Origin of the sequence: Pseudomonas lini (genome assembly GCF_001042905.1) — a bacterium.
In the GTDB taxonomy this organism is placed as follows: Bacteria; Pseudomonadota; Gammaproteobacteria; order Pseudomonadales; family Pseudomonadaceae; genus Aquipseudomonas; species Aquipseudomonas lini.
In genome coordinates this window covers 152,794-167,358 of record NZ_JYLB01000006.1, presented here as the reverse complement: position 1 = coordinate 167,358, position 14,565 = coordinate 152,794, and the positions used below count along the sequence as shown (strand labels likewise).

The 14,565-nt window shown below is 60.6% G+C and carries 15 protein-coding genes; 6 read left to right on the top strand and 9 right to left on the bottom strand.

What is annotated here, in order from left to right; translation table 11 throughout:
• Nucleotides 1-51: 51 nt before the first annotated feature.
• The 5 genes from TU81_RS18950 to TU81_RS18930 all read right to left on the bottom strand — a co-directional run bounded on the left by TU81_RS18950 (nt 52) and on the right by TU81_RS18930 (nt 5,039).
• Nucleotides 52-1,290, bottom strand: a complete 1,239-nt coding sequence (locus TU81_RS18950; RefSeq protein ID WP_038980794.1) for a heme biosynthesis HemY N-terminal domain-containing protein — start codon at nt 1,288-1,290, stop codon at nt 52-54.
• Complete coding sequence (locus TU81_RS18945; protein WP_038980793.1) at nt 1,287-2,441, bottom strand: uroporphyrinogen-III C-methyltransferase; 1,155 nt, start codon at nt 2,439-2,441, stop codon at nt 1,287-1,289. Before TU81_RS18945 ends, TU81_RS18950 begins: the two co-directional genes overlap by 4 nt.
• A 16-nt stretch (nt 2,442-2,457) precedes the next feature.
• Nucleotides 2,458-3,225 carry a uroporphyrinogen-III synthase gene (locus TU81_RS18940; RefSeq protein ID WP_038980791.1) on the bottom strand — a complete coding sequence of 256 codons (768 nt, stop codon included), beginning with the start codon at nt 3,223-3,225 and terminating at the stop codon, nt 2,458-2,460.
• On the bottom strand, nt 3,222-4,163 hold the full coding sequence (gene hemC / locus TU81_RS18935; RefSeq protein WP_048396285.1) for a hydroxymethylbilane synthase: 942 nt from the start codon (nt 4,161-4,163) through the stop codon (nt 3,222-3,224). The genes TU81_RS18940 and hemC overlap by 4 nt, the downstream gene beginning before the upstream one ends.
• Nucleotides 4,164-4,292: 129 nt before the next feature.
• Nucleotides 4,293-5,039 carry a LytR/AlgR family response regulator transcription factor gene (locus tag TU81_RS18930; RefSeq protein ID WP_007899317.1) on the bottom strand — a complete coding sequence of 249 codons (747 nt, stop codon included), beginning with the start codon at nt 5,037-5,039 and terminating at the stop codon, nt 4,293-4,295.
• 461 nt (nt 5,040-5,500) lie between these two features.
• Between TU81_RS18930 and argH the strand changes: the two genes are divergently transcribed.
• Nucleotides 5,501-6,895, top strand: a complete 1,395-nt coding sequence (argH, locus tag TU81_RS18925) for an argininosuccinate lyase (RefSeq protein WP_038980789.1) — start codon at nt 5,501-5,503, stop codon at nt 6,893-6,895.
• Nucleotides 6,896-7,005: 110 nt separating this feature from the next.
• On the opposite strand, the gene TU81_RS18920 is transcribed toward argH, so the two are convergent.
• A complete protein-coding gene (locus tag TU81_RS18920; protein WP_048396284.1) occupies nt 7,006-7,665 on the bottom strand; it encodes a glutathione S-transferase family protein in 660 nt (219 codons plus the stop codon).
• Nucleotides 7,666-7,789: 124 nt separating this feature from the next.
• Here TU81_RS18920 and TU81_RS18915 point away from each other — a divergent pair, with 124 nt between their 5' ends.
• From TU81_RS18915 to TU81_RS18905, 3 genes are all read left to right on the top strand, one after another.
• Complete coding sequence (locus tag TU81_RS18915; protein WP_048396283.1) at nt 7,790-8,074, top strand: hypothetical protein; 285 nt, start codon at nt 7,790-7,792, stop codon at nt 8,072-8,074.
• A gap of 231 nt (nt 8,075-8,305) precedes the next feature.
• Nucleotides 8,306-8,551 carry a TIGR02647 family protein gene (locus tag TU81_RS18910; RefSeq protein WP_007894898.1) on the top strand — a complete coding sequence of 82 codons (246 nt, stop codon included), beginning with the start codon at nt 8,306-8,308 and terminating at the stop codon, nt 8,549-8,551.
• 194 nt (nt 8,552-8,745) lie between these two features.
• The gene (locus tag TU81_RS18905; protein ID WP_048396282.1) at nt 8,746-11,592 is read left to right on the top strand and encodes a class I adenylate cyclase; all 2,847 of its coding nucleotides are present in this window, start codon (nt 8,746-8,748) and stop codon (nt 11,590-11,592) included.
• Between the two features lie 7 nt (nt 11,593-11,599).
• Here the strand turns inward: TU81_RS18905 and rnk are convergent, their stop codons facing one another.
• The 3 genes from rnk to cyaY all read right to left on the bottom strand — a co-directional run bounded on the left by rnk (nt 11,600) and on the right by cyaY (nt 12,813).
• Entirely contained in the window at nt 11,600-12,010 is a 411-nt protein-coding gene (gene rnk / locus TU81_RS18900) for a nucleoside diphosphate kinase regulator (protein WP_034147684.1), read from the bottom strand.
• Between the two features lie 247 nt (nt 12,011-12,257).
• Complete coding sequence (locus tag TU81_RS29690) at nt 12,258-12,476, bottom strand: DUF1289 domain-containing protein (protein WP_080772081.1); 219 nt, start codon at nt 12,474-12,476, stop codon at nt 12,258-12,260.
• A 4-nt stretch (nt 12,477-12,480) separates the two neighbouring features.
• Nucleotides 12,481-12,813, bottom strand: a complete 333-nt coding sequence (gene cyaY, locus TU81_RS18895) for an iron donor protein CyaY (RefSeq protein WP_038980783.1) — start codon at nt 12,811-12,813, stop codon at nt 12,481-12,483.
• A 307-nt stretch (nt 12,814-13,120) separates the two neighbouring features.
• On the opposite strand from cyaY, the gene lptM reads away from it, so the two are divergent.
• Together lptM and lysA are read left to right on the top strand one after the other, a co-directional pair.
• Nucleotides 13,121-13,306: an LPS translocon maturation chaperone LptM gene (lptM, locus tag TU81_RS18890; protein ID WP_038980782.1), complete on the top strand. Its 186-nt coding sequence runs from the start codon at nt 13,121-13,123 to the stop codon at nt 13,304-13,306.
• 9 nt (nt 13,307-13,315) lie between these two features.
• Nucleotides 13,316-14,563 carry a diaminopimelate decarboxylase gene (gene lysA / locus TU81_RS18885; protein ID WP_048396281.1) on the top strand — a complete coding sequence of 416 codons (1,248 nt, stop codon included), beginning with the start codon at nt 13,316-13,318 and terminating at the stop codon, nt 14,561-14,563.
• Nucleotides 14,564-14,565 lie beyond the last annotated feature (2 nt).

Genomic DNA, 14,565 nt, shown 5'->3' with positions numbered 1-14,565 from the left:
GATCAAAAGATCGCAGCCTTCGGCAGCTCCTACATAGGTCCGGCGCAGGAATCAGGCGTGAGCCGGCACCGGCAGCGGTGCCGCCAGCAAGCGCTCATCCAATAGTCCCAAGCCCTCCTGGAACAGCTGATTACTGCGTTCGGTGTCACCCAGTTGCGCCAGCAACCGCGCCAGTTCGGCGCAGGCTTCAGGGTTGCGCTGCACACGCAGGCTGCTCTCCAGATAATCCCGGGCCTTGCCCCACAGACTGCTTTGCAGACACAAACGGCCCAACGTCAGCAACAGGCTCGGGTCGGCGGGATGATCCTTGAGCCAACTCTCGGCGGTGTGCAGCTGCCTGGCCGGATCACTGCCACGAACCAACCCATACAGGCGTGCCAAATGGCTGTCGTATTTGCGTTTGAGGGCTGCACGCAGGACTTCTTCGGCCTCGACCTGCGCGCCCAGTTGCCGCAATTGCTCGGCATAGGCCAGCACCAGTTGCGGTTCCTGGCGCTGAGCAGCGGTGAGTTGCTGCCAGGCGCGATTGAGCGATTGCAAACCGACCGTTCCGTCCTCTTCCCGGTGCGCCGCCAACGAAAGATTTTCACCCCAGGCCCGGCGCTCCAGCTCAGCCAGTTCGGCCGGTGGCAACACCTTGTCCTTGCGTAACTCCGGCAACAAGCGAATCACTGCCGACCAGTCGCCCCGCTGCTGAAGCAGGCGCTGCAACTGGCGCAAGGTCTGGACGTTATGAGGATGACGCTCGTGCATGGCTTGCAGGGTCACCAGCGCGCCTTCAGTGTCACCGCGATCAGTCTGCAATTGGGCATGGTTCAAGGCAATCGCCAGCTCGGCCTGGGGCTGCCGCTCCAGAGCGCGCTCCAGCAGGTTGTCGCTTTCCTCGTAGTGACCTTGTTCGTTCGCGGCACGGGCGGCACCGAGGTAATAGAGCAACGGCTGGCGCTCGGCTTCCGCCGCGCGATACAGATGGCGCTGCGCACTGGCCCAGCGACCCTCGGCCAAATCCAGCTGACCGTGCTCGATCGCCACTTGCACTCGTCGACTGCGATTGCGCCGCGACCATGGATTGACCACTCCACCGGAAGTCGTCACCAGCTCGACCAACGCCTTGATGCCCCAGAACACCAGCCACAGCACGACTACCAGGGCCAGGGTTGCCCACAGGCTCGATTCGTAACGGAAAGTCTTGTAGGCGATCAGCACGTAACCGGAATGCTCGGCAATCGCCAGCCCCAGCGCGGCGGCCGCGGCGATGACCACGAACACGATCACATAGAGGCGCTTCATGGCGTGGCCTCCTGCATCGTGCTCGCGGCAGGTTTGGCCAGAGGTTTCACTGAGTCCTCGGCATTGACGTTGCGCCGCTCAAGGTAAGCCTGAACCGCACTCAACGTGCCCGTCAGATCTGGCGTGACCACCGTGACTGGCTGCTTGCTCAACTCGGCCACTTGCTCGAGCATGATTTTGCTTTGAGGGTTGTCCGGGTTGAAGTTGCCCTTGAGCACGTCCCGCGCTTCGGCCAGCGCCTGGGTGTAAACCGCGGCCTGGCCATTGAGCGCGGCCCACTGCGCCTGCTCCAGCGCCAGGCTGAGGGCCAGACGCACCTGGCCCAGGCTCTGCCCTGCCAGCAATGGACGGACATTCTTGTCGGCGTTGAAATCGATGCGGATATAACGCGAGATCTGATCCCACCATTGCGCCCAGCGACTGGCACCGTCGCCATCAGCGGTCAGGCCCAGCAGGGATTCGCCACGGTCCTTGTACTCAGGCGCCAGCTCGGTGAGGTTGATCACCTGGTCGCGCAAGGCACCCAGTCGCAGGAACAACCCGGTGCGATCCGGCTGTTCGGTACTACGAAGGGCTACCAGGGTTTTCGCCACTTGCTCACGAGCGGCAAAAGCCCCCGGGTCGTTCTGTTCACGGAGAATTTCATCGGCGCCCTGCACCAGGGCCTGGGCGCTGCTGATGTCCTGCAACGCCGACAGACGCAGGCTGGCCAGACGCAGCAAGTGCTCGGCTTCGGCCAGACGCCAGTCCTTGCGGCTCGCGCCGAGGACGGTTTCCAGGCGTTGATTCAGGCGTTGCTGATCGCCTTGGAGTTGAGTGACCAGACGACTGCGCGCGTCGAGTTCCTCGGCGGCCGGCATTTGCTCCAGGCGAGCCGTCAGGCGTTGCTCGTTGAGCTTCAGGCTCTGTGCCTGATCGTTCAACGCCTGTACCTGACTCAACTGCTGCTGGTTATTGGCTTGCAGGTGACGCACCTGCCAGACTCCCCAACCGCCCACGGCAACACCGGCAGCGCCCAACAGCAGCGCGACGATTGCCAACCCATTGCCTCGGCGCTGCTCAACAGCAGGTGGCGCAGTTTCAACCGGTGCATCAGCCGGTGCATCAAGCACGGGCCGGACGTCATCTTTAGGCAAGGCTGTTTCGCTCACGTATCCATCCTTTGCATTAGAAAACGGGCACGGGGTGTTCCCGTAACGCCGCCAGCAAGGCCGCGGCACTGGCGCCACGACAATCCACAACTGTTTGGGCCCCGGCGGCGCGTGCCAGCTCGGCGACCCTGGGGCTTGGAACAAACAACGGCAGCCGCACCATGCTCGGCCAGGCATCGCCAGCCAATCGGTGCAGGTGCTCAAAACCCTGTCCACTGCTGACCACCAGCCCGTTCAAGCGTTCCGCCTTGATCCGGTCAGGCAGCGTTGCCGACGGGTACTGCGGCAAACCGCGTCGGTACAACTCCAGATACTCGACACTAGCACCAAGCTCGCGTAAACGCTCAGCCAGCAGCTCGCGCCCACCCTCCCCGCGCATGATCAGCACCCGCGGATCGGGGCCCGCGACAGCCTCGCGCAACGGCGCAAGCTCAAGCAAGGCTTCGCTGTCGTCGCCGTCGACCGGGAAGCTCACATCCAGCCCGTTATCCTCGAGGATTTGCGCCGTCGCCGCGCCCACGCTGAACCACTTCAGATCCGGTGGCTGCGGCCAGTACTGGTTGAGCAGATCGACAGCGATTCTGGCGGCCGGTTTGCTGACCACGATCACCGCGCAATAGCTATCCAGGTTCTGAATCACTTCGCGCATTGTGTCAGAGGCAGGAATCGGCTCGATATCCAAAAGCGGCAAGCTGCTGCTGAAAACCCCCGCGTCGGCCAGCACACTGGCAAGCGCCGCCGACTCATCCGCAGGGCGCGTCAGCAACAGGCGCCAGCCAGTCACTCGTGCCCTGCCTCGCCATAGACTGCTTTCAGAATGTCGGCGGCGCCCTGGCTCAGCAGGTCTTCGGCCACTTGCACACCCAAAGCCTCGGCATCAGACCGTGGCGCCCGGGCATCGGCGCTGAGCAACAGGCCGCCGCTCGGATCACCCACCAACCCACGCAACCAGATCTGCTCGCCTTCAAGCACGGCGTAGCAAGCGATCGGCACCTGGCAGCCGCCATTCAAATGTTTGTTGAGAGCACGTTCGGCAGTAACACGAATGGCCGTGTCCTGATGATGCAGCGGCGCCAGTAGCGCGTGGATTTCAGTGTCGGCGCTACGGCATTCGATACCGACCGCGCCCTGGCCACCGGCCGGCAGACTGTCTTCGACGCTGATGGCCGAGGCGATGCGGCCTTCGAAGCCCAGGCGAATCAAACCCGCCGCGGCGAGGATGATGGCGTCGTATTCGCCGGCATCGAGCTTGGCCAGGCGAGTGTTGACGTTACCGCGCAGGAAGCGGATTTCCAGGTCCGGGCGACGGGTCAGCAGCTGAGCCTGACGACGCAGGCTGGAGGTGCCGACGATGCTGCCTGGCGGTAACTCATCCAGGCTGGCGTAGGTATTGGAGACAAAGGCATCGCGCGGGTCTTCGCGCTCGCAGATGCAGAACAGACCGAGGCCTTCGGGGAAGTCCATCGGCACGTCTTTCATGGAATGCACGGCGATGTCGGCTTCATTTTCCAGCAGCGCGGTTTCCAGTTCCTTGACGAACAGGCCCTTGCCGCCGATTTTCGACAGCGGCGAATCGAGCAGCTTGTCGCCGCGACTAACCATGGGAACCAACGTCACGAGCAGGCCCGGATGGGCCTTTTCCAGACGAGCCTTGACGTATTCGGCCTGCCACAGGGCGAGAGCACTTTTGCGGGTGGCGATGCGGATTTCGCGAGAGGACATGGATCAATCAATCCGTACTGAATAGATACGGCAGATAATAACAGCTCAGCCAAATCCACTTTGACTTGTATCAGAAACTGCGTGGCCTCCCTGGCCCTCAATGTCCGGTAATAGGGTAGAAATCCGCCCTTAAAGCTGTTGCATCATTTTGCGCACGCCGGCCACATGGCGTCGACTGACGATCAGGGCATCGCCGTTCAGACCTTTGAGGAATAGCTGGAAATGCCCCAAGGGCGTGCGTTGCAGCCGCTCGATGCGTTCACGAGCAACCAGTGCGTTGCGGTGGATCCGCACGAAACGGTCGCCAAATTCGTCTTCGAGGGCTTTGAGTGGTTCGTCGAGCAGCACTTCCCCGCCCTCATGACGCAAGGTGACGTACTTGTGGTCGGCAATGAAGTAAACCACCTGACCCAACGGAATCAGTTCGATACCTTTTCGGGTACGGGCGCTGATGTGGCTGCGCGGGCCGCTACCGGTTTCGGCTGCCGGACGAGTCAAGGCCGCGAGTTGGACGCGATTGGGTCGCTCGGCTTTCTTTAATGCTTCGTGTAACTGTTCTGTGCGCACTGGCTTCACCAGATAGCCCACGGCGCTAGCCTGTAGGGCTTCCACGGCAAATTCATCGGGCCCGGTGCAAAACACCACGGCGGGCGGGGTTTCGCGTTCGCACAATCGTGCAGCCACTTGCAGGCCATCAAGGCCGGGCATGCGAATATCGAGTAGCACGATATCCGGTTTGTGACTGTCGATCAGTGCCAACGCCTCTTCGCCGTTCGTGGCGCTGGGCTCCAGGACATTGTATCCCTCGAGTTCGCCGACCATTCGGCTCAGGCGCTCGCGGGCCAGGGGTTCGTCATCAACGATCAGGACATTCATATTGCGCTGGATTCCTGCGTGAGTCTCGCACAAGGATAGCGTAGACAGGTGAAGTGACGTCCGTCACCGCGATCCACGCTAAGACTAGCGCGAGGGCCAAAAAGTGCCGCGAGACCGGCGGCTAAATTTTTATCTGCCGCGTGACTGGCGGCCAAGGCCCGCACTGGCGAGGCATCGCCGTAGGGTTTGCTGATACACAATATGAACACCCCTCTTCTCTCTATAGTCAGCTGCAGCATCGAGAAGTGCGCTGATCCTCTGTCCAACTGTAGACGGTTGCCGGGACGATATTGCTCAATTGAAAAATATCGTTGCGCAATTTCCGTATCGCTTGCTTCGAGCAGGGGTGGCGCGATAAGAAAAAAACCTGTCGACCAGTGTCAGCGACAGGATTGGCAACCCTGTTATTATCCGCGTCAGCGTTCCACGCCATCTTTCTTCAAGCCGATACGAGCGAATTCATGAGCACTGACAAGACCAATCAGTCCTGGGGCGGCCGCTTCAGTGAACCCGTCGACGCCTTCGTCGCCCGCTTCACCGCCTCCGTCACCTTCGACCAGCGCCTGTATCGCCACGACATCATGGGCTCGATCGCCCACGCCAGCATGCTGGCCAAGGTCGGCGTGCTGACCGATGCCGAGCGCGACAGCATCATCGATGGCCTGAACACCATCCAGGGTGAAATCGAGGCCGGCCAGTTCGACTGGCGCATCGACCTTGAAGACGTGCACATGAACATCGAGGCGCGTCTGACCGACCGCATCGGCGTGACCGGTAAAAAGCTGCACACCGGCCGCAGTCGTAACGACCAGGTCGCCACCGACATCCGCCTGTGGCTGCGTGACGAGATCGACCTGATCCTCAGCGAAATCACCCGTCTGCAACAAGGCTTGCTGGAGCAGGCCGAGCGCGAAGCCGCCAGCATCATGCCGGGCTTCACTCACCTGCAAACCGCGCAGCCGGTGACCTTCGGGCACCACATGCTGGCCTGGTTCGAAATGCTCAGCCGCGACTACGAGCGTCTGGTCGACTGCCGCAAGCGCACCAACCGCATGCCGCTGGGCAGCGCCGCACTGGCGGGCACCACTTACCCGATCGACCGCGAATACACCGCTCAACTGCTGGGCTTCGACGCTGTCGGCGGTAACTCCCTGGACAACGTGTCCGATCGCGACTTCGCCATCGAGTTCTGCTCGGCCGCGAGCATCGCGATGATGCACTTGTCGCGTTTCTCCGAAGAGTTGGTGCTGTGGACCAGCGCGCAGTTCCAGTTCATCGATCTGCCGGACCGTTTCTGCACCGGCAGCTCGATCATGCCGCAAAAGAAAAACCCGGACGTCCCAGAGCTGGTTCGCGGCAAGACTGGCCGGGTATTCGGCGCGCTGATGGGCCTGCTGACCCTGATGAAAGGCCAGCCACTGGCCTACAACAAGGACAACCAGGAAGACAAGGAGCCGCTGTTCGACGCCGCCGACACCCTGCGCGATTCGCTGCGGGCCTTTGCCGACATGATCCCGGCGATCAAGCCCAAGCACGCGATGATGCGCGAAGCGGCATTGCGCGGTTTCTCTACCGCCACCGACCTGGCTGACTATCTGGTTCGCCGTGGCCTGCCGTTCCGTGATTGCCACGAGATCGTTGGCCATGCCGTGAAGTACGGCGTGGAAAGCGGCAAGGACCTGGCGGAAATGAGCCTGGAAGAACTGCGCAAGTTCAGCGATCAGATCGAGCAGGACGTCTTTGCCGTGCTGACCCTGGAAGGCTCGGTGAATGCCCGTGACCACATCGGCGGCACTGCGCCGGCGCAGGTCAAGAAGGCTGTTGCTCGCGGTCAGGCGTTGCTCGCCAGCCGTTAAAAGCTTCGCGGGCAAGTCGGATCGCCGCACCGCTCGCTCCTACAAAGACCGTGTTTGTTCTTGTAGGAGCGAGGCTTGCCCGCGAAGGCATTCTCAAGATCGTTACACGTCTACTTTTTGGACGCGATCATCTCCAGGAACGCTGGCATCGCCGCGTCCTTGTCCTTTGCGATTCGCTGCACATGCGGATTCTGCTCAAGACGCTTCAGCAGCGCCTTGGCCGCTGGCATCTCGGCCAACAGATCGATATCAAACAGCTTCTGCGCCACGGCACACGCCATCGGCACGCTGTAGACGAAATACAGATCGGCAACGCTCAGGCTGTCACCCGCCACATAAGGAGCGAATTTGCCGTGTCTGCCCAGCGCGGCAAACCCCAGCAGTAACTCTGCCTTGGTCTTTTCCTGGATAGCGTCCGGTACCGTCATGCCGAAAAACGCCGCGGGATAACAGGCGCGGCCGGGCAATTCGATGTACAGCTCGATTTCCTTGGCCAAAGCCAGGACCTGCGCTCGCTCGAAAGGATCGCTCGGCAACAGCGGCATGCCTTTCTGGCTCTGCTCGATGTATTCGAGAATAACGCTGGTTTCGTTGATGAAACCTTGTTCGACGGCCAGCACGGGAACCTTTCCACGTGGGCTGATGGCTAGCGTTTCCGGGGACGTGCCTGGGTAAAACGGCACTTCTTCAAATGGCAGTCCCTTCTCCAGCAACGCCAGCTTGACCATGTTGTAGTAGTTGCTGACGCAAAATCCATAAAGCTTGAGCATTACATAGCCTCCAGGCCGTGCAGGGGTTGGCAGCGCCAGTTATAGAACGCCCGGGCACTTCTTGCCAGCAGCATCACAGCGCTGAATGCAGGTAAACTGGCCGCCTTTCCTTGAGGAGCCTGCCATGAGCGAGCCAAACGATATCGACAACGACGAAGAAGAGTTCACCGAAACGACGCTGATCGAAGCGATCGAGAACCAGATCGAAAGCGATAACCCGCCAGCAGCCAAGGCGACCTTCAACAAGCTGACCCTGGTGGGTTACGAGCGTGAAGAAATCCTCAACCTGATGGCCCACGTGCTGGCGGTGGAAATCGACGCGATCCTCGAAGAAGACCGCGCGTTCAACACCGAATGGTACGAAGCTGCGCTGCGCGCTCTGCCAGAGTTGCCGCCGGAAAAGAAATAAGCCCATCCCCCATGTAGGAGCGAGGCTTGCCCGCGAAGGCCTCACCGCGGTCTTCCTGAAAAACCGCGTCATCGTTCTTCGCGGGCAAGCCTCGCTCCTACAGAAACCACGCCCCCGCCAGGGAATGCTCCCCCCGAGGCAAAAAACCCTGTTACGAGCACTGGACATGCTGCGCGAGTGGGATCACCTTAGGAGCGCTATCGTCCAATTCCTAGAAAGTCTGGAGTCCTTATGTCGCTTACCCCTGAGTTGGTTGCCGAACTGGAAATCCTCGCCCTCTTCAACCTGGACAGTTCCCAGGAAGGTTTGAAAATTCATCAGACCGCTGCCCCGAAAGCCATTGCCGCTGCCCAAAGACTGTTCGACAAAGAATTGATCACCCAGCCCGACGGCGGTTATCTGACCAGCCTGGGGCGTGACGCTGCGCAAAATGTGCAAACCGTTCTAACCATTCTGTCCGTGCGCGAAACAGCCTGAGCCTCACCGCATCGCCCACGGAAACCTCTGTCACGGGATTTCCGCGGGCACACTTTGGTGTCCGCTGTCGCCTTGCGATAGAAACCTGACACCAGAAATACAAAATCAGCTTAAAAGTCCCGGGGCCGAGGCGCTAAACTGCCCCTCATCCCGAGCCCTCCACGTCCGAGCCCCGCGAGCCGGATTGAGCTGACATGACCCGTACCCATGAAATCCGCCCCGATCTGGACGAGGGAATCGACCGAAAGGTTCTCAGCCAGCTGCGCGCCCGTTTTCTGAAGCTCAACGAGGGTCGCATGGCCCGTGCCATGGAAGGGTTGTCGACCCGCCAGCAAACGGTTCTGACCCTGCTGCCGCTGTTTTTCCATGTCAATCATCCGCTGTTGCCGGGTTATGTTTCGGGTAGCACGCCGGCCGGGCTATCGAATTTCGAACCTGACGCCAACGCCCTCGCCGAAGCCCAGCGCCTGACTCGCTCGTTTTCCTATAAGCCGCGCCACGGCAGCAATCCGCCGCGACCGATTCACGGTCTGTTTCTGATGGGCAGCCTCGGCACCCTGGCCCAGGCCGATCAGAGCGACATGGACGTATGGGTCTGTCACGGGCCGGACTTGAGCGAAAGCGAGCTCACAGAGCTGCGCAAGAAATGCCAGTTACTTGAAATATGGGCTGCCAGCCAGGGTGCCGAGGCGCATTTCTTCCTGATCGACCCTGCTCGCTTCGTGCTCGGCGAGCGCGATACCCAGCTGAGTTCGGAAGACTGTGGCACCACCCAGCACTATCTGCTGCTGGACGAGTTCTACCGCACCGCGATCTGGCTGGCCGGCCGTACACCCATCTGGTGGCTGGTGCCGGTTTATGAAGAGGCGGCTTACGACCGGTATACCCACACGCTGCTATCCAAGCGCTTCATCCGTGCCGACGAGACTCTGGACTTGGGGCATCTGTCGTATATCCCGCCCGGGGAGTTCATCGGTGCCGGGCTCTGGCAGTTGTTCAAAGGCATCGAGTCACCGTACAAATCAGTGCTCAAACTGCTGCTGACTGAGGTCTACGCCAGCGAACACCCCAAGGTCCAGTGCCTGAGCCTGCGCTTCAAACAGGCGGTGTTTGCCAATCGACTGGACCTTGATGAACTGGATCCATACGTGGTGGTTTACCGGCGCATCGAGGAATACCTCACGACCCGGGGCGAACCGGAACGGCTGGAGCTGGTACGCCGCGCGCTGTACTTGAAGGTCAATCGCAAACTCACCGGCAGCAGCGGTCGCACCCAGAGCTGGCAGCGTTCATTGCTCGAACGCCTGGCCAACGAATGGCATTGGGATCAGCGTCAGCTCGCATTGCTCGACAGCCGCAGCCAGTGGAAAGTCCGCCAGGTCAGCGACGAACGCCGAGCCCTGGTTGGCGAGCTGAATTACAGCTACCGCTTCCTGACGCAGTTTGCCCGCAATGAGCAGACCGTCAGCCTGATCAACAAGCGCGACCTCAATGTGCTGGGCAGACGGCTGTACGCGGCCTTCGAGCGCAAGGCCGACAAAGTCGAGTTCATCAACCCGGGCATCGCCCCCGATCTCGCCGAAGACACCCTGACGCTGGTGCAGGCGCCAAACAAGAAAGAACCGGGGCAAACCCAATGGGGTTTGTACAACGGCAGCCTGACCGTCCACGAGTGGGAGCATTTCTCACCGATCAAGCGCAGCCGTCAGTTACTGGAATTGCTCACTTGGTGCCACCGCAATGGCGTGATCGACAGCAGCACCCGCTTGGCCCTGCACCCCGGCACCAGCGACTTGAGCGAGTTCGAACTGTTCAACCTGCTCGGCAGCCTGCAACAAAGCATCGCCCTGCCCCTGACCACTGTCGCCGAAGAGCCTTTGCTACGCGCCAGTGTGCCGAGCGAAGTACTGATTCTGGTGAACGTCGGCATCGATCCGCTCAAGCACCATCGCGACCTGAACATCCTGATGACCACCGAGCGCACCGATTCCCTGAGCTACGCCGGCGTGCGGGAAAACCTGGTGCTGACCCTGGATCAGGTCACGCTCAATAGCTGGAACGAGGTGCTGGTCAGCCGTTTTGACGGCCCCCACGCCCTGCTCGACTGCCTGCGCGATTACCTCAACAACCTGCCGGACGGGCCACAACAGCCCAAGCTGCGGGTGCGGTGCTTCTGCCACAACCGCGCGCAATTCATTGCCCGGCGGGTCGAAGAAATCCTCGACACCGCGCAAAACCTGCTGCTGAGCAAACTCAATCATCGTTACCTGATTCAGGTCCAGCAGCACTACCACGTGCTGGAACTGGTGCCCGGCCAGGTCAATCACGTCGCCCTCGCCACCCTGCCGACGCTGTTCGACTACCTCGGCGAAGAACTGGCGAGCTACAGCCCGTTTCATCTGGACCCGATGGCACTGGAAGACCACGACCTGGCGCTGATCCTGCCCATGGGGCAACCCGACTGCGTGCAGGTGTTCTACCGGATCAACGAACACCAGGCCGATGTGTATGTACTGGATGAATTCAATGCCCTGTGGCAGCAGCGTTTGCCTTATCACGACGAACAAAGCCTGTTGGTGCCGCTGCAACGCTTCCTGCAATCGATCCAGTACCGGCGCGATGCCTTGCTGCCGATGGACGCAGCCCAGCCATTGAGCCTGGATACTTTGTATTACCAGTTGTTACCTTCAGGTACCGCACGGGCGCGTCGGGTCGAAGCCCGGCCGGCGCCGCAAACGCCGGTCAACAAACCGTTCTATGATGTGCAGGCGATCATCGGCAAGGCAGCACCAGGACAGGTGCAGGTCACGTTGTATTGCAATCAGCGGGAATTTTCGGAGCTGGAATATGGCGACCAACTGTTCAGCGTAGTCGCCTGGGAAATCGTCGAGCAGCGCCGCGGGACCGAACGCTATCGCTGCTACATCACCGACCTGGACCTGTCGGGCCTGCTCGGTGATGGTCAGGGTTCAAGTCAGCTGTATCTACGCTACAAGGCCGACCTGGAACGCGCACTGAACGAGGCGCTCGAGCAGGTCTGAAGGGATGTTATTCCGGGAAGTCGCCGCCATGAGCAGGCTGCGATTCAACTTCCAGCAGGGTCAGTTTGAGGGTCTTGCCGCCCGGTGCCGGCCAGTCGATGTGCTGGCCAACCTTCAGGCCGAGCAACGCACTGCCCACCGGCGCCAGAATGGAAATCCGGCCTTCGTCGGCGTTGGCATCCTTGGGGTAAACCAACGTCAGGTGATAGTCCTTGCCGCTGCTCTCTTCACGGCAATGCACACGGGAATTCATGGTCACGACATCGGCGGGCACTTCATCGTGACCGACCAGAGTATCGGCGCGATCCAGTTCGGTTTGCAGCGCGATAACGCCCGGCAGCGTGTCATCCAGGCTGTCGATCAGGCGCTCCAGACGTTGTACGTCCAGACGGGTAAGGGTGATGGAAGGTGCGGTCATGATCAGGGCAGACTCCTTTCTTCTGCACGAAAAAAGCAAAACCCCGCCAGAAAAAGGCGGGGTTTTCACGAGCCTCGATGGGTTGAGGCGTCTCTGGACACTATCACAGCTCAATAAATATACAAGCCGTCACCCGGCGGCGTAGGAGCTGCCGCAGGCTGCGATCTTTTGATCTTGATTTTTTACGGACCCGAAATCGCTGAAAATCAAAAGATCGCAGCCTTCGGCTGCTCCTACGGGGGTCGAGTTAGCCGCTTCTCTTTCGATCGAGGGCCTGCGCACAAATCACCCGCCGCCGCTCATCATCCGCCGAGCGCCATTCGCGGATATCTTCGACATGGCGGAAACACCCCAGGCAGACCTTCTGCTCATCCAGCCGACACACACCGCTGCACGGCGAAGGCACCGCCGGACTGACATTGCTGTAAAGCGGTTTGGGCGGACGAACGGGCGCAGGCTGGGTCACGATCTCACAGACCTTCGAAATCGAGTTCGACGTCGGCTTGCTGTTTGACGATGCGCTCAAGCATCTCACCAAGCTGCTCTTCACTCTTGTCACACATCCAGCGCTCGCTTTCTGCGTCGTAATCAAAGTGGAAGCCACCCGACACGGCCGCCAGCCACAACTGACGCAGCGGTTCCTGGCGACTAAAGATCAGCGCGCTGCCGTTTTCAAACTTGACGGTGAGCACACCGGCCGAGCTCTCCAGATCGATATCCAGGCCACTCTCGTCAAAAATATCCTCCAGCGACTGCTGGGTGGCATCGACCAGGTCGTGGAAACGGGCTTCGGTCAAACTCATTGCAGGAACCTCAAAAAGTGTCTACTCACGCTCAAGCGCCGCAAGATACGGGCGAGCCCCGGTGATTGCAAAGGATAACGTCCAAGTACCGCTCTGTGGGAGCGGGCTTGCCCGCGAGGGGGTCAGCACATTCAATATCTTTGTTGACTGAACCAACGCCTTCGCGGGCAAGCCCGCTCCCACAGGGACTTCATTAAACCGACGCGCATCAGGCAAAGGCCCGCCAGACGGGAGGCGCGTCGCATAGGCAAGCTGCCGGGTGGCCGGTATACTCCGGCGCAATTAACGCATTTTCAAGGATTTCGCCATGAAGCGCCTGATCTCTTCCCTTGCTGCGCTCGCTTCGCTCGTCGCTTTTGTCAGCTTATTATCGGCCTGTGGTCAAAAAGGCCCGCTGTACCTGCCTGATGAGAACCAGGATCCTGCCGAGCAGGCCAAGTCCTCGCAACAGCAGCCTGCCTCCAAGGCACACAAGCACGACGTCTACCAATAAGGGAACGCCATGGACGCTTTTAACTACCGTGACGGCGAGCTGTTCGCGGAAGGTGTTGCCCTGTCCGCCATCGCCGAGCGCTTTGGCACACCGACCTACGTCTACTCCCGTGCGCACATCGAAGCCCAATACCTGGCTTACGCCGATGCGCTGGCCGGCATGCCGCACCTGGTCTGCTTTGCGGTCAAGGCCAACTCCAACCTGGGTGTACTGAATGTCCTGGCGCGTTTGGGCGCCGGTTTCGACATCGTTTCCCGTGGCGAACTGGAACGCGTACTGGCCGCTGGCGGCACTGCTGACAAGATCGTGTTTTCCGGTGTCGGCAAGACCCGTGACGACATGCGTCGTGCGCTGGAAGTCGGCGTGCACTGCTTCAACGTCGAATCCACCGATGAGCTCGAACGCCTGCAAGTAGTGGCCGCCGAGCTGGGCGCTCGCGCGCCGATCTCGTTGCGCGTGAACCCGGACGTCGATGCCGGCACTCACCCGTACATCTCCACCGGTCTCAAGGAAAACAAGTTCGGCATCGCCATCGCCGACGCCGAAGACGTGTACATCCGTGCCGCGCAACTGCCTAACCTGGAAGTGGTCGGCGTCGATTGCCACATCGGTTCGCAACTGACCACCCTGCCGCCGTTCATCGACGCCCTTGACCGCCTGCTGGGCCTGGTCGACCGCCTCGGCGATTGCGGCATCTACCTGCGCCACATCGATCTCGGTGGTGGTTTGGGCGTGCGTTATCGCGATGAAGAGCCGCCATTGGCTGCCGACTACATCAAAGCCGTGCGCGAGCGTCTCGACGGTCGTGACCTGGCGCTGGTGTTCGAGCCGGGCCGTTTCATCGTCGCCAACGCCGGCGTGCTGCTGACCCAGGTCGAATACCTCAAGCATACCGAGCACAAAGACTTCGCCATCGTCGACGCAGCCATGAACGACCTGATCCGCCCGGCGCTGTACCAGGCCTGGATGGACGTCACCGCCGTGCGCCCGCGCAACAGCACCGCTCGTGCCTACGACATCGTCGGCCCGATCTGCGAAACCGGCGACTTCCTGGCCAAGGATCGTCAACTGGCCCTGGAAGAAGGCGACCTGCTGGCCGTGCATTCGGCCGGTGCCTATGGGTTTGTCATGAGTTCCAACTACAACACCCGCGGCCGTGCCGCTGAAGTGTTGGTGGACGGTGATCAGGCATTTGAAGTGCGTCGCCGTGAGACGGTAGCCGAGTTGTTTGCTGGCGAAAGCCTGCTGCCGGAGTAAAA

Excerpts from the sequence above, each read along its gene's own strand:
- TU81_RS18950 (WP_038980794.1), bottom strand. The coding sequence starts at position 1,290 with ATGAAGCGCCTCTATGTGATCGTGTTCGTGGTCATCGCCGCGGCCGCC.
- hemC (WP_048396285.1), bottom strand. The coding sequence starts at position 4,163 with ATGTCCTCTCGCGAAATCCGCATCGCCACCCGCAAAAGTGCTCTCGCC.
- TU81_RS18930 (WP_007899317.1), bottom strand. The coding sequence starts at position 5,039 with ATGAATGTCCTGATCGTTGATGACGAACCCCTGGCCCGCGAGCGCCTG.
- argH (WP_038980789.1), top strand. The coding sequence starts at position 5,501 with ATGAGCACTGACAAGACCAATCAGTCCTGGGGCGGCCGCTTCAGTGAA.
- TU81_RS18920 (WP_048396284.1), bottom strand. The coding sequence starts at position 7,665 with ATGCTCAAGCTTTATGGATTTTGCGTCAGCAACTACTACAACATGGTC.
- TU81_RS18915 (WP_048396283.1), top strand. The coding sequence starts at position 7,790 with ATGAGCGAGCCAAACGATATCGACAACGACGAAGAAGAGTTCACCGAA.
- TU81_RS18910 (WP_007894898.1), top strand. The coding sequence starts at position 8,306 with ATGTCGCTTACCCCTGAGTTGGTTGCCGAACTGGAAATCCTCGCCCTC.
- TU81_RS18905 (WP_048396282.1), top strand. The coding sequence starts at position 8,746 with ATGACCCGTACCCATGAAATCCGCCCCGATCTGGACGAGGGAATCGAC.
- rnk (WP_034147684.1), bottom strand. The coding sequence starts at position 12,010 with ATGACCGCACCTTCCATCACCCTTACCCGTCTGGACGTACAACGTCTG.
- cyaY (WP_038980783.1), bottom strand. The coding sequence starts at position 12,813 with ATGAGTTTGACCGAAGCCCGTTTCCACGACCTGGTCGATGCCACCCAG.
- lptM (WP_038980782.1), top strand. The coding sequence starts at position 13,121 with ATGAAGCGCCTGATCTCTTCCCTTGCTGCGCTCGCTTCGCTCGTCGCT.
- lysA (WP_048396281.1), top strand. The coding sequence starts at position 13,316 with ATGGACGCTTTTAACTACCGTGACGGCGAGCTGTTCGCGGAAGGTGTT.